Annotated in this window: 14 protein-coding genes; 9 read left to right on the top strand and 5 right to left on the bottom strand. The window is 66.4% G+C overall.

Going from position 1 to position 12,238, the window contains the following annotated elements; translation table 11 throughout:
- Positions 1-222 precede the first annotated feature (222 nt).
- On the top strand, positions 223-537 hold the full coding sequence (locus V5F68_RS06815) for a hypothetical protein (RefSeq protein WP_394013885.1): 315 nt from the start codon (positions 223-225) through the stop codon (positions 535-537).
- 54 nt (positions 538-591) lie between these two features.
- Here V5F68_RS06815 and V5F68_RS06810 read toward each other — a convergent pair whose 3' ends face one another.
- Positions 592-1,104: a CreA family protein gene (locus V5F68_RS06810; protein ID WP_394013884.1), complete on the bottom strand. Its 513-nt coding sequence runs from the start codon at positions 1,102-1,104 to the stop codon at positions 592-594.
- Positions 1,105-1,260: 156 nt separating this feature from the next.
- Here V5F68_RS06810 and V5F68_RS06805 point away from each other — a divergent pair, with 156 nt between their 5' ends.
- Positions 1,261-2,364: a TRAP transporter substrate-binding protein gene (locus V5F68_RS06805; RefSeq protein ID WP_394013883.1), complete on the top strand. Its 1,104-nt coding sequence runs from the start codon at positions 1,261-1,263 to the stop codon at positions 2,362-2,364.
- A gap of 111 nt (positions 2,365-2,475) precedes the next feature.
- Positions 2,476-3,702, top strand: a complete 1,227-nt coding sequence (locus V5F68_RS06800) for a DUF2865 domain-containing protein (protein ID WP_394013882.1) — start codon at positions 2,476-2,478, stop codon at positions 3,700-3,702.
- Positions 3,703-3,742: 40 nt separating this feature from the next.
- Here V5F68_RS06800 and V5F68_RS06795 read toward each other — a convergent pair whose 3' ends face one another.
- Positions 3,743-4,897: a GGDEF domain-containing protein gene (locus tag V5F68_RS06795; RefSeq protein ID WP_394013881.1), complete on the bottom strand. Its 1,155-nt coding sequence runs from the start codon at positions 4,895-4,897 to the stop codon at positions 3,743-3,745.
- A gap of 250 nt (positions 4,898-5,147) precedes the next feature.
- Between V5F68_RS06795 and V5F68_RS06790 the strand changes: the two genes are divergently transcribed.
- Positions 5,148-5,498, top strand: coding sequence for a DMT family protein (locus tag V5F68_RS06790; protein ID WP_394013879.1), 351 nt, complete (start codon positions 5,148-5,150; stop codon positions 5,496-5,498).
- 111 nt (positions 5,499-5,609) lie between these two features.
- Here V5F68_RS06790 and V5F68_RS06785 read toward each other — a convergent pair whose 3' ends face one another.
- A complete protein-coding gene (locus V5F68_RS06785; RefSeq protein ID WP_394013877.1) occupies positions 5,610-5,972 on the bottom strand; it encodes a hypothetical protein in 363 nt (120 codons plus the stop codon).
- A gap of 247 nt (positions 5,973-6,219) precedes the next feature.
- The gene (locus V5F68_RS06780) at positions 6,220-6,795 is read right to left on the bottom strand and encodes a glutathione binding-like protein (protein ID WP_509274704.1); all 576 of its coding nucleotides are present in this window, start codon (positions 6,793-6,795) and stop codon (positions 6,220-6,222) included.
- 317 nt (positions 6,796-7,112) lie between these two features.
- Here V5F68_RS06780 and V5F68_RS06775 point away from each other — a divergent pair, with 317 nt between their 5' ends.
- From V5F68_RS06775 to msrP, 5 genes are all read left to right on the top strand, one after another.
- Complete coding sequence (locus V5F68_RS06775; RefSeq protein WP_394013874.1) at positions 7,113-8,315, top strand: pyridoxal phosphate-dependent aminotransferase; 1,203 nt, start codon at positions 7,113-7,115, stop codon at positions 8,313-8,315.
- A gap of 182 nt (positions 8,316-8,497) precedes the next feature.
- Positions 8,498-8,980 (top strand): DUF992 domain-containing protein, encoded by a 483-nt coding sequence (locus tag V5F68_RS06770; protein WP_394013873.1) that lies wholly within the window; start codon positions 8,498-8,500, stop codon positions 8,978-8,980.
- 166 nt (positions 8,981-9,146) lie between these two features.
- Positions 9,147-9,635 (top strand): DUF992 domain-containing protein, encoded by a 489-nt coding sequence (locus V5F68_RS06765; protein ID WP_394013872.1) that lies wholly within the window; start codon positions 9,147-9,149, stop codon positions 9,633-9,635.
- 20 nt (positions 9,636-9,655) lie between these two features.
- Positions 9,656-10,321: a DUF992 domain-containing protein gene (locus tag V5F68_RS06760; protein ID WP_394013871.1), complete on the top strand. Its 666-nt coding sequence runs from the start codon at positions 9,656-9,658 to the stop codon at positions 10,319-10,321.
- 134 nt (positions 10,322-10,455) lie between these two features.
- Positions 10,456-11,421: a protein-methionine-sulfoxide reductase catalytic subunit MsrP gene (gene msrP / locus V5F68_RS06755; protein ID WP_394013870.1), complete on the top strand. Its 966-nt coding sequence runs from the start codon at positions 10,456-10,458 to the stop codon at positions 11,419-11,421.
- A 6-nt stretch (positions 11,422-11,427) separates the two neighbouring features.
- Here msrP and V5F68_RS06750 read toward each other — a convergent pair whose 3' ends face one another.
- Positions 11,428-12,237, bottom strand: coding sequence for a COG3904 family protein (locus V5F68_RS06750; protein WP_394013869.1), 810 nt, complete (start codon positions 12,235-12,237; stop codon positions 11,428-11,430).
- Between the last annotated feature and the right edge of the window lies 1 nt (position 12,238).

Below are 12,238 nucleotides of genomic sequence, written 5' to 3'. Positions count from 1 at the left end.
TCCGCGCGCCTGCGGGTGCTTTATGGCCGCGCCGCCGATTTGCGGGCCGCGCGATCGAGCCCCCGCCTCGTGCCCCAGGGATAGGGTTGACCAAAATGCTGCGACGCGGCTATGCCAATGCCGCTTCGGTATCGCGTATCTGTTTCGCGCGTCATTCCTGCGGCCCCCGCGCCTGATGTCGATATCAGGCCCTCGGGTCCCTCAGAGGTTCCCGATCTGCCCATGCAGAAACCCGCTTTGCTTCTCGCCGCCGCTTTCATGCTCGTCTCGGGCGCCGCGTCGGCGGAGACGCGAATCTTCCTGATCGAAAATTCAGACGCCTATGGCGTCGACATGTGTCTCGCCAACGGCGAACGGTGCGGCGAGCAGGTCGCAACCGCGTGGTGCCACACCCACGATTATTCGCGCGCCCTCGACTATGGGCGGATCGCTGACGCAAGCGGCATCGTCCCCATCGCCAGCACCCAGCAGACTCCGCGCGCCGTCTGCACGGGGCAGAACTGCCCCGCCGTCGTCGCCATCACCTGCACGCGCTGACCGTTCGCACGCGCTAAATCCCACGCCCGCAGGACGCTTAGCGCCGCGCCCGCGCTATTTCAGGAAGTCGGCGCAGCGCGGCACCTCGCCCGAGGTCCCCCACGGCATGATCGGCACGGTGGAGGTGGAATTCTTCGGGCTGCCGTCGATCAGCTTGTCGGAATAGACGAGATAGACCAGCACGTTGCGCTTGGTGTCGCAGCCTCGCACGATCTGCATCTTCTTGAAGAAGAAGGAGCGGCTCTCGCGGAACACCACGTCGCCCTGCTCGAACTTTTTCGTGAACGAGATCGGCCCGATCTGCCGGCAGGCGAGCGAAATGTCCGAGGTCTGCTCCGCCACCCCGACCATGCCCGAGATCCCGCCCTTCTCCGGCGTCGTGTAATGGCAGGCGACGCCGGACACCACCGGATCGTCGACGCCATAGACCGCGAGCTTGTCGTCGGGGGTCAGGAATTTCCACACCGTGGACTTCTTGAAGATCAGGTCCGGCTCCTGCGCGCCGGCCGCGGAAGGTGCGGCAATCGCGAGCGCCAGCAAAGCGGCAATCCAGGTCGGCCGAAACATAAGCTCAATCCTCACAGAAGGGCGCGGGTTCACGATGCTGCGACGCGGCAGGCAGACGCCGCGATTGACGCCACCGTTCCGTCGTGACACCTCTCCCGCGACAAAATCAAGACGCCCCAACCAAGACATAAGAACGAAGACGCTCAGGAGATCCCCATGGATACCGCACGCCGCCGTTTTCTCGGCGCTTCCGGCACCGCGATCGCCGCGACCGCAGCCACCACCCTCGCCATGCCGGCCCTCGCGCAGAGCCAGCCTGAGGTGAAGTGGCGCCTGACCTCTTCGTTCCCGCGTTCGCTCGATACCATCTTCGGCACCGCGCAAACCCTCTCGAAAATGGTGAGCGAGGCCACCGACGGCAAGTTCCAGATCCAGACCTTTCCGTCCGGCGAAATCGTGCCGGGGCTGCAAGCGCTGGACGCGGTGCAGAACGGCACGGTGGAATGCGCCCAGAGCGCCACGTATTTCTATATCGGCAAAGATCCCACCCTGGCCTTCGGCACCGGCGTGCCGTTCGGCTTCAACTCGCGCCAGCAGCATTCCTGGTGGTTCTTCAGCGGCGGCGCCGACATCATCAACGGCGTGCTGGCCAAGTACAACACCGTCGGCATTCCCATGGGCAATTCCGGCACCCAGATGGGCGGCTTCTTCCGCAAGGAAATCAACACGGTCGAGGATTTGAAGGGGCTGAAGTTCCGCATCGGCGGCATCGGCGGGCAGGTTCTGGCCAAGCTCGGCGTGGTGCCGCAGCAATTGCCGCCGAGCGACGTCTATCCCGCGCTGGAGCGCGGCACCATTGATGCCGCCGAATTCGTCGGCCCCTATGACGACGAGAAGCTCGGCCTCGTGAAGGTGGCGAAATATTATTACTACCCCGGCTGGTGGGAAGGCGGCGCCATGCTCCACCTGCTCATCAACAAGGACCAGTGGGACAAGCTGCCGAAGAATTACCAGGCGATTCTCGCCAATGCCTGCGAGGCCGCGAACAATTGGATGCTGGCGAAATACGATGCGGTGAACCCGCCCGCCCTGCGCCGGCTGGTGCAGCAGGGGGCGGAGCTGCGGGCCTTCTCCACGCCGATCCTGGAAGCGGGCTACAAGGCCTCGTTCGAGCTTTACAACACGTTGGCGGCGCAGAATCCGAGCTTCAAGCAAGCCCTGGAAAGCCTGGTCAGCATCCGCTCCGAACAACTGCTGTGGTGGCAGATCGCAGAATATTCCTACGACAGCTTCAACATCCGCATGCGCGGCCGCTCCTGAGGGCGGACGGAGTTTTCCAGCCCCGATCAAACTTTCGTCACCATTGACCGCCCCGAATGGCGCTATAAGGGCGTCGGTGATCGGCCTGGGTGGGTCCGAACAGGGTAGAGAATGAAATCGGTTCGCGTGTTCGGCCTGTGTCTGGCCCTCATGTCCGGCCCCGCGCTGGCGCAGGCCCCCGGCCAAAGCTATGGGGCGCCACCGCCCGGCTATGGCGCTCCCCCGCCGGGCTACGGCCAGCAGGCCCAGGCCCAGCCGCAGGGCGGCGCGAGCCAGGGCGCCGGACCGAGCTGCCTGCAATTGGAAGGCGCCCTCGCCTCGCTCGACCGCAGCACCAACGATCCCAATAACGGGCGCGCGGCACAGCTGGCGCGGATGCGCGGCGATCTGGACCGGCTGAGCAGCCAGGCCAAGCAGATGAATTGCGACGCGCCGCGCGGCTTCTTCATCTTCCAGGGCCCGCCGCGCCCGCCCCAGTGCGACGTGGTGGACGACCAGATTTCGCGCCTGCGCGCCTCCATCGCCAGCGTCGAGCGCGGCGGTGGCGACCAGGACGGCCAGCGCCGCCAGCTGATCCTCGCCCTGGCGCAGAACAATTGCGGCCAGCAATATCGCGCCGCCGCCCAGGCCATGGGCGCGGGCCAGCCGGCGCAGCGCCAGCCGCCGCGCCAGCGCAATTTCTTCGAGGCCCTGTTCGGCGGCCCCGTGAACAGCGAACCGGAGGAAGCCGGCCCGGGCATCGACGTCGCGCCCATGGAGCTGCCGAAATCCTCCACCTATCGCACCGTGTGCGTGCGCACCTGCGACGGCTATTATTTCCCGATTTCCTACGCCACCGTGCCGTCTCGCTTCGCCAGCGACGAAGCCCAGTGTCGGCGCCTGTGTCCGGCGACGGAAGCGCAGCTCTTCAGCTATCGCAACCCCGGCGAGGACATCCAGCAGGCGACCTCCATCAACGGCAAGCCTTATATGTCGCTGCCGACGGCGCTGATGTATCGCAAGCAGCTCGTGCCCACGTGCTCCTGCCGCGCACCGGGCCAATCCTGGTCGCAGGCGCTCTCGGGCCTTGAGGATGCCTCCACCCTTCAGAAGGGCGACATCCTCGTGACCGAGGAGCAGGCCAAGGAAATGTCCCAGCCGCGCCCGGCGAGTGATCCGGCCTCCGCCGGCGCCAAGGGCAAGGCCGCCGCGACGGCGACCCCCTCGCGTCCCGCCACCGCGCCGCTCGACACCGCGCCCTCCACTTCGGCCGCGCCGCTGGCGCCCGCCGCCGAGCAACCCGGCCGTCGCCCGGTGCGGGTGATTCCGGCGCCGGAAACCGGCTCCTCCACGCAATAAGCGCGGGCCTGCCCCGGCCGGCATCGTGCCGGGCGCAGGCCTATGACATGAAGATCGCGCGGTTGCGCCCGGCATTCTTGGCCGCGTAGAGGGCGCGATCGGCGCGGGCGAGCACGTCGAACACGCTCCCATCCGCGGCGCAGCGCGACGTGCCGCCGATGCTCAGCTGCACCGGGATCCGCCGTTCGCCCACGGCCACCGGCGACTGCGAGACCTCGGCGATCAGCCGGTCGGCGAGCGCCATGGCCATGTGCGGCCCCGCCTGCGGCATCAGCACCGCAAATTCCTCACCCCCCATGCGCGCGATGCTGTCCTCGCTCCGCAGGATCTGGCGGCACAGCTCGGCGACAATGGAAATCACCGCATCCCCGGTGGCATGGCCATGGGCATCGTTGATCGCTTTGAAATGGTCGATATCCAGCATCAGCATGGACAAATCCGTCGCATCCAGGGGCGCGGCGAAGACCGCTTCCGCCTGTTCCAGGAAGCGACGGCGGTTGAGCAGCCCGGTGAGCGGGTCGGACCCCGCGAGGCGCCGCAGGTCCTGTTCGAGCTGGCGCTGGGCGGTCACGTCCGAGAGCACCAGCACATAGGTCTGCCCCACCCAGCGGAAGCGGAATTGCACCGCCCGGTCGGTGCCGTCGCGGCAGCGCACCAGCCATTCGGTCTGCTGGATCGACTCGGGATCCCGCGCCGCGGCGGCCATGCGCTGGCGCCATTCTTCCACCACGAGGGCGCGCACCTTCGGATCGGGAAAGCCGAGGCTCCACCAATCCTCGAAATGCACGACGGCATGCTCGGGGTACAGGAACAGATCGTCCGAAGCTCTGTTGTAGAACAGCGCGTTGAGATCCCGGTCGTAGAGTTCGACGCCGACAGGAAGCGCATGAAGGATTTCAGCAAACGAACCCGGCCATTCGCCCTGCCCCGCCACGGCGGGAGCGACAGTGGCGAGCCAGCGTCCCGGCGCATCCGGCAGAGCGGCGAGCGAGAAGGTCAAGGTGCGCACGCCGTGCGCGGTGCGGCAGGGCAGGCGCAGCACGGCACGAGCCTCGCCGCCCGCCCGCGCGCCTTCCATCGCGGCGCGCAAAGCCTCCGGCACCGCGGCGCCGAAGTGTGTCGCCGCGCTGGGCAGCGGGCCAAGCTCAGGGCCGAACAAGCGGGATGCCGCGGGATTTGCCGCCTCTATCGTCATGGGCGGCTCGTGGAGTACCAGGAGAGCCGCATCCACATGCTTGAATAAAGGGCTCTCCCCCCAGTGCGTCACCCCATCCACTTTACACCGGACCCCACTTCGCCTCGCCTTTCGGGCGATTGAAGTGTAGTGCCGGCGAAGGTTCTGGGGAATGTAAATTTACCGGTACAACAACACCTCGGCGCCGTGACGGCGTCGTCTCCTCTCACCTCGCCCCGGATCGCGGGCGCTCTTTCCAGATGGAACCGCCATGCCGTTTTCCACCCCTGCGATCCTGCCGATCGGGATGCTGATCGCCTCGAACGTCTTCATGACCTTCGCTTGGTATGGGCACCTGAAATACAAATCTTCGCCGATCCTGCTGGCGATCGTGGCGAGCTGGGGCATTGCCTTCTTCGAATATTGCCTGGCGGTGCCGGCGAACCGTATCGGGTCGGCCGCCTATTCCACCGCGCAGCTCAAGACCATGCAGGAGGTCATCACGCTGGTGGTGTTCGCCGGATTTTCGGTGCTGTATCTGAAGGAGCCGCTGGGCTGGAACCACGCGCTGGGGTTCAGCTTCATCGCGCTTGGCGCCTATTTCATCTTCCAGAAGTTCTGAAGATCAGGCACGGGCGCGGCTCTGCGCGTTTCATATGGGAAAGCGCGGCCAAGCGAGGCCGCGCCGGAACTTTGAGAAATCGTCGAACGAACCGAAGCCGGATCGGAAAGATCAGCGCGGCATGCGACGGCGGTTGGCGCGAACCGGCACCGGCTGGGGACGCGGCGCGCGCAGGCGCGCCATGAGCGTCGCGCCCGCCAGGGCCACAAGGCCTAACAGCGAGAGCGAGAGCAGCGAGGTGGAGAGGAGCGAACTGGACATGGTCGCCTCCGCGGCGTTGAGGACCGATGCGCTTGCGCGATCGAAGGACAGTACCACGGTTACGGCGCAAATCGCCAACATCAACGCAATCGTGAGCGCGACCTGTGCGAGCGCATCGCCCCGCTTGTGATTGCGCACCGCGCGCGCCAAGGCCTCTGGATCGGCGGAGGAAACGCCGTGTTCGAGCACGGCAAACTCACGAAACTCAGACATCGCTTCGCCTCGGACGGTTCGACTGACCTATAGAAGCCGGAATGCCGCGAATCGGTTCCCTGCGACTCACCAAGAGTTGCCCTTCAAGCAAGCCGCGATTGTGGCGACGCGACGGCAGGTGCTGGAATAAGCGTGGCGTTTTCGTGACTTAGATCACGCGAACGCGAGTCTTGACGCTGGATAAGGTTGCAGAGCGCGCGCTCCGGTTCTTCTGCGCGCAATCTCACATTATCCCGTGAAGCTTGCGTCAGGCTGCCTGCTCGAGCGGGCGCCAGTCGATCTGGACATGATCAGGCTCGCGCTCCACCCGCTGCAGCCACGCCTGGACGGCCGCGAAGGGCGAAAGGTCGAACTCGCCTTCGTGCGCGACGTGGGTGTGGGCATAGAGCGCGATGTCGGCGATGGACAAGCGCTCACCCACAAAGAAGGCGCGGCCCTGGAGATGGCGCTCCATGACCTTCAGCGCGCCATAGCCTTCCTCCATCCAGCGGTCGATGTCGTGGGTGCGCAGCTCGCGCCCGCCCCGCACCTGCTGGAGCCAGAACCGCGCTTGCCCTATGCCCGGCTCGTGGTTGTTCTGCTCAAAGAACATCCAGCGCAGGGTCTCCGCCCGTGCCAGGGGGGCGGCGGGCAGCAAAGGCGTACCGTCGGCCAGATAGAACAGGATGGCGTTCGACTCGGCCAGCGTCGCCCCGCCGGACAATTCCAGCAGCGGCACGCGCCCATCGGCATTCTTGGCAAGGAATTCGGGCGTGCGGTGCTCGCCGGAAAGAATATCCACCTCGGTCAGGCGGAACGGCAGGCCGAGCTTCGCCAGCAGCATTCGCACCTTGTACGAATTTCCCGATGCCTGGGTGGAATAGAGCGTCAGCACGGCGTTTCCCTCTCGGCCCCCGCCTAGATGGAGGGTGCCGCGCCACCCCGCAAGACGGGGCGGCGGGGTGTGCGCCGGCAATCCATCAGTGCATTGCGTCCCACCCATTCACAATGCTTGCTTGTTCGGGAAATCACCCTCGACTAATAAAGTGCCGCATGCCGGCTTGCCTTGCGGTGGACCGGCGCTTCGTCTCACCCTTCGCGTCCGACGGAACCAGCGCATTCGCGTGCGGCGCCGCCGGCCTGCGTCCGGAGTCAAAGGCCATGAGCCTCCTTTCGCCCGCTTTGAAGCGCATCAAGCCCTCGCCGACCATTTCCATCTCCAACAAGGCGCGGGAGCTGAAAGCGGCCGGCCGCGACGTGATCGCGCTCAGCGCCGGCGAGCCGGACTTCGAGACCCCCGAGAACATCAAGGAAGCCGCCATCGCCGCCATCCGCCGGGGCGAGACGCGCTATACCGCCGTGGACGGCATTCCCGAGCTGAAGGCCGCCATCGTCGCCAAGTTCAAGCGCGACAACGGCCTCACCTACAAGCCGAGCCAGGTCTCGGTCGGCACCGGCGGCAAGCAGGTGCTGTTCAACGCGCTGGTGGCCACCGTCGGCCCCGGCGACGAGGTCATCGTCCCCGCGCCCTATTGGGTGAGCTATCCCGATATCGTGGAATTCTGCGGCGGAACGCCGGTGAGCGTGCCCACCACGCTTGAAGACAATTTCAAGCTGCGCGCCGACGTGCTGGAAGCGGCGATCACGCCTAAGACCAAGTGGCTGATCTTCAACTCCCCGTCCAACCCCTCGGGCGCGGCCTACACCTATGACGAGCTCAAGGCCATCACAGACGTGCTGGTGCGGCATCCCCATGTGTGGGTGCTCACCGACGACATGTACGAGCACCTCGTCTATGACGACTTCAAGTTTGCCACCCCGGCCCAGGTGGAGCCCTCGCTCTATGACCGCACGCTGACCATGAACGGCGTGTCGAAGGCCTATTGCATGACCGGCTGGCGCATCGGCTATGCGGCCGGTCCGGAGGCCCTCATCAAGGCCATGGGGACGCTGCAGTCGCAGTCCACCTCCAACCCCTCCTCGATCGCCCAATGGGCGGCGGTGGAAGCGCTGAACGGCCCGCAGGACTTCATTCCCCGCAACAATGCGGTGTTCAAGGAGCGGCGCGACCTCGTGGTGTCCATGCTCAACCAGGCCAAGGGGCTCACCTGCCCGAAGCCGGAAGGTGCCTTCTACGTGTTCCCCTTCTGCTCGGGCGCCATCGGCAAGAAAGCCCCGTCCGGCAAGGTGATCGCCACCGACGAGGACTTCGCGACCGAATTGCTGGAAGCGGAAAATGTGGCCGTGGTGCACGGTTCGGCCTTCGGCCTCGGCCCCGCCTTCCGCATTTCATATGCGACCGCCACCAGCGACCTGGAAGAAGCCTGCACGCGCATCCAGCGCTTCTGCGGGGCCCTCAGCTGAGCCGCCCCCTGCGCCCAGCGTGACTTAATCGTCGCAGGGCGCGCGGAATCTTCAAAAACCGCGCGTCCGCGATGGAACTTGAGCCTTTGGTAAGCGTTGGCGGAACACTTGGTCCAGGCTAAGGCTTAACGGCGCCGGCCCTGCCCCCCCGCCAGCCGGCGTTTCATTGGAGGAAGCATACCATGAAGATTGCTTTGAAGGCCGGCTTCGCTGCCGCTTTGGCCGCGTCTGCCCTCGCGCTCGGCGCAGCGCCTGCCGCCGCCCAGACCCGCATCCAGGTCGGGACCCTGGTCTGCCAGATGGCGCCGAACGTTGCGTTCATCATCGGTTCGATCCGCGAAATGTCCTGCACCCTGCGTCCGGCGGTTCGCCACGTTCCCCGCGCCTCCTACACCGGCACCGTGCGCCGCTTCGGCCTGGATATCGGCGTGAATGGCCAGGGCACCCTGGTGTGGACGGTGCTCGCGCCGACCCGCAAGATCAGCCCGAACGACCTGCGCGGCACCTATGTGGGCGCCTCCGCCAATGCCGCCTTCGGCGTCGGCCTCGGCGCCAACGCGCTGGTCGGTGGCTCCAACAACACCATCGCGCTGCAGCCGCTCTCCGTCGAAGCCCAGACCGGCGTCAACCTCGCCCTCGGCGTCGCTGACCTGACCCTGCGCTGAGCCTGGCGGCCAAGGCGCCTCATTGCGCCGATCGTCGCATACCTTGCCCCGCCACCTCGGCGGCGGGGCATTCCAGGGCACCTGACCCAGGCTTCAGGTATATTCCTCTATTGTACCCCTTCCGTCGCGGACGTACGACTGAGCCGTCAGACAATTGGGGGATTCCATGCGAATCTATACAGTACTTGGCGCCCTATTGGCCGGCGGCCTGATGGCCACCTCCGCCCTGGCGCAGACCGCGCCGAAAATTCAGGTCGGCGTTCTGCAATGCAAGGTCGCGCCTGCGGTCAGCTTCATCATCGGCTCGGTGCGCGACATGAGCTGCCAGCTGCTCACCGGCACGCCCAGCGCGCCCGTGGTGCGCGCGTCCTATAAGGGTACCGTCTCGCGCTTCGGCATCGATATCGGCGTCAACAACGCGGGCACGCTCAGCTGGGCGGTGTTCGCCCCGCACACCTCGCCTGCGGCCAGCGATCTCGCCGGCAAATATGTCGGCGTGAGCGCCGATGCGGCCTGGGGCCTCGGCGGCGGCGCGAATGTGCTGCTCGGCGGCTCCAAGAGCACCATCGCCCTCCAGCCGCTCTCGCTCCAGGGCACCACCGGCGTCTCAATCGCCGCCGGCGTGTCCGACCTGACCCTCACCCCGGCAAAGTGAAGCCGAACGGAGGACACGACATGGCCTCGCTCCTCCGCTCCCTTCTCCTCGGTTCGGCTGTGATGCCGGCGCTCGTCGCGCCGCTTTCGGCCGCGCAACTTGAACTGGTGCCGGGAGCGGACCAACCCGCCCCGGCCCAGACCACCGTGCAATTGCCTACCATCCAAGCGGTACAGGCCCCGGCCCCGCAAGCCGCGCCCGTTGTGCCCGCCCCGCCGGCACCGGAGCCCGCAAAGACCGAGATGCAGAAGGTGGAATCCGGGCTGCTGGAATGCCGGGGCGAATCCGCCATCGCCTACGGCTTCGGCTCCACCCGGAAGGTGGAGTGCGAGTTTCGCGCCACCCTCGGCATGAACCAATATTACACCGGCACCCTCGACCGGGCGGGCCTGGATTTCGGCGTCTCGGATCAGGGCAGCATGCTCTGGGCGGTGCTCGCCACCACGCCCAAGCTCGGACCGGGCGCGCTCTCGGGCCAATACGTGGGTCTTTCCAGCGGCGCATCACTGGGCCCCGGCTTTTCCGCGAACGTGCTGATGGCCAAGGACGCCAAGCTCGGCATCGCCCTGCAGCCGCTGAGCGTCTCGGCCGACAGCGGGCTCAGCATCTCGCTTGCCGCCGCCACGCTCACCTTGCGCGCCACCCTTCCCCCGGTTCGCACCAACGAGCAGGTGCTCTCGCGCTGACGTCGCGAGCCCGCGCGACGGATGGCGGAGGTCTCACGCCACCGTGAGACACATACCTTAATACCGTTTACACGGGCGTTTGAATTGCCTCCCCCAGCGTTGGCTCCCAATGCTCCGAACCACGGAGGCCATTCATGCTCATTCGACATAAACGCGGCTGGGAAATCCCGGAAAGCCAGGCGACGCCCGAAAGCGTCTTTCTCTCGCGGCGCGCGCTGCTGGGCGCAGGTGCGGGATTGATCGGTGCCGGCGTTCTGCCCGGCCTCGCGGCGGCGCAAGGCGCAGTGCAAGCCGACCCTTCCGCGAGCCTCTATCCCGCCAAGCGCAATCCCACCTACACGCTCGACCGCCCGGTGACGCCCGAGGACGCGGCCAGCACGCTGAACAATTATTACGAGTTCGGCACCAATTACGATGTGGCCAAGGCCGCCGCCAAGCTGAAGGTGCGCCCTTGGACGGTGCATATCGACGGCCTCGTCGAGCAGCCGCGCGATGTCGCCATCGACGACCTGCTTAAGGCCATGCCCCTGGAAGAGCGGCTCTATCGCCACCGCTGCGTGGAAGCGTGGTCCATGGCCGTGCCTTGGACCGGCTTTCCCTTGAAGGCGCTGGTGGATTACGCCAAGCCGCTGAGCGGAGCGAAATATGTGCGGTTCGAGACCTTTCTCGACCGCGACGTGGCGCCGGGCCAATACGGCCGCTTCTATCCCTGGCCCTATGTGGAAGGGGTCACGATCGAGGAAGCCACCAACGATCTCGCCTTCATGGTCACGGGCATTTACGGCAAGCCCGCGCCCAACCAGTTCGGCGCCCCGCTGCGCCTCGCCCTGCCCTGGAAATACGGCTTCAAATCCGCCAAGGCGATCGTGAAGATCTCGTTCGTGGAGAAGCGGCCGAAGAGCTTCTGGGAAGTGGTGCAGGGCGCGGAATACGGCTTCTGGGCCAATGTGAATCCCGCCGTCTCCCATCCCCGCTGGAGCCAGGCGACCGAGAAGGACATCGCCACCGGCGAGCGTCGCCCTACCCTGATTTACAACGGCTATGGGGAATATGTCGCGTCGCTCTACACCGGGCTGGAGAAGGAAAAGCTCTTCATGTGAGCGCGCTTACCCGCGCGGCGGCACAGGTGTCGCCGGCGGGTTCGCAAGCGGCCCGAGGGCCGGCGTGGTGAGTTTCAGCCGCGCCATTTCCTCGGGCGTGAAATAAAACAGCTTGTCCTTCGGCGTCTCCATGGCGCGCAGCCACACTTCCAAATCCACCCCCATGTCGCGCAGATAGCGCTGGCATTCGGCGGAAACCCGCTGCGCCTGCGCCATACCGTCGGGCGGTGCGGCGCCTGCCGGAACGCTCGCGCCGTACACCTGGTGAACACCGAGCGCCGCCTTTTTCCCCACCCGCCGCTCCGTTCCGCCGGAGAACACCAGCGGACAGGAGGAGGCGCAATAGGCGCCCGCCGGCACTTCGGTGGCAAATCCCTTGGCGCGGATCAGCCGGCCCATGGCGAGCGCATCCTGAACCGAGCCGCCGGGCGAGCGCAGCACCACGGTCTTCACATAGGAGCCGCGCTTCTCCACCTCCGCCGCGAACAGGGCCGCCGTGCCGGGCGCGATGGTGCCGGTCGCGGCAAGACGGCCGTCGCTCTGGAGATCGAACGTCATGGGCGCATTGAGCGCGCCGTCGGCGGCGGGCGCCTCCGGCCCGCCCTCCCGCGCCGGGCCGAGGGGCGCGGCGGGCGGCGTCTCCAGGCCTGGAACCGGCGCCGAGAGCGCGGCCTGGGCTTTGCGAAGCTGGCCGAAATCCTGCACCAGCATGGTGGCGCTGGCGATCAGCAGCCCCGCGAACAGCAGATGCAGCAAGGCATCGTCGGGGCGCCTGCGCCAGTCGCGCAGTGCCTGAAGGAAGACGGCCGGGGTCATG

Origin of the sequence: Roseixanthobacter pseudopolyaromaticivorans (assembly GCF_043195145.2) — a bacterium.
Lineage (GTDB): Bacteria > Pseudomonadota > Alphaproteobacteria > Rhizobiales > Xanthobacteraceae > NCEH01.
Note: the sequence above shows the minus strand (reverse complement) of the source record. Positions and strands in the feature narration are given on the sequence as shown.

Bases quoted from the DNA above. Each gene is read 5' to 3' on its own strand.
- msrP (WP_394013870.1), top strand. From the start codon at position 10,456: ATGCTCATTCGACATAAACGCGGCTGGGAAATCCCGGAAAGCCAGGCG.
- V5F68_RS06780 (WP_509274704.1), bottom strand. From the start codon at position 6,795: ATGCTGCTGGCGAAGCTCGGCCTGCCGTTCCGCCTGACCGAGGTGGAT.
- V5F68_RS06810 (WP_394013884.1), bottom strand. From the start codon at position 1,104: ATGTTTCGGCCGACCTGGATTGCCGCTTTGCTGGCGCTCGCGATTGCC.
- V5F68_RS06785 (WP_394013877.1), bottom strand. From the start codon at position 5,972: ATGTCTGAGTTTCGTGAGTTTGCCGTGCTCGAACACGGCGTTTCCTCC.
- V5F68_RS06800 (WP_394013882.1), top strand. From the start codon at position 2,476: ATGAAATCGGTTCGCGTGTTCGGCCTGTGTCTGGCCCTCATGTCCGGC.
- V5F68_RS06795 (WP_394013881.1), bottom strand. From the start codon at position 4,897: ATGACGATAGAGGCGGCAAATCCCGCGGCATCCCGCTTGTTCGGCCCT.
- V5F68_RS06750 (WP_394013869.1), bottom strand. From the start codon at position 12,237: ATGACCCCGGCCGTCTTCCTTCAGGCACTGCGCGACTGGCGCAGGCGC.
- V5F68_RS06770 (WP_394013873.1), top strand. From the start codon at position 8,498: ATGAAGATTGCTTTGAAGGCCGGCTTCGCTGCCGCTTTGGCCGCGTCT.
- V5F68_RS06805 (WP_394013883.1), top strand. From the start codon at position 1,261: ATGGATACCGCACGCCGCCGTTTTCTCGGCGCTTCCGGCACCGCGATC.
- V5F68_RS06760 (WP_394013871.1), top strand. From the start codon at position 9,656: ATGGCCTCGCTCCTCCGCTCCCTTCTCCTCGGTTCGGCTGTGATGCCG.
- V5F68_RS06815 (WP_394013885.1), top strand. From the start codon at position 223: ATGCAGAAACCCGCTTTGCTTCTCGCCGCCGCTTTCATGCTCGTCTCG.
- V5F68_RS06765 (WP_394013872.1), top strand. From the start codon at position 9,147: ATGCGAATCTATACAGTACTTGGCGCCCTATTGGCCGGCGGCCTGATG.
- V5F68_RS06790 (WP_394013879.1), top strand. From the start codon at position 5,148: ATGCCGTTTTCCACCCCTGCGATCCTGCCGATCGGGATGCTGATCGCC.
- V5F68_RS06775 (WP_394013874.1), top strand. From the start codon at position 7,113: ATGAGCCTCCTTTCGCCCGCTTTGAAGCGCATCAAGCCCTCGCCGACC.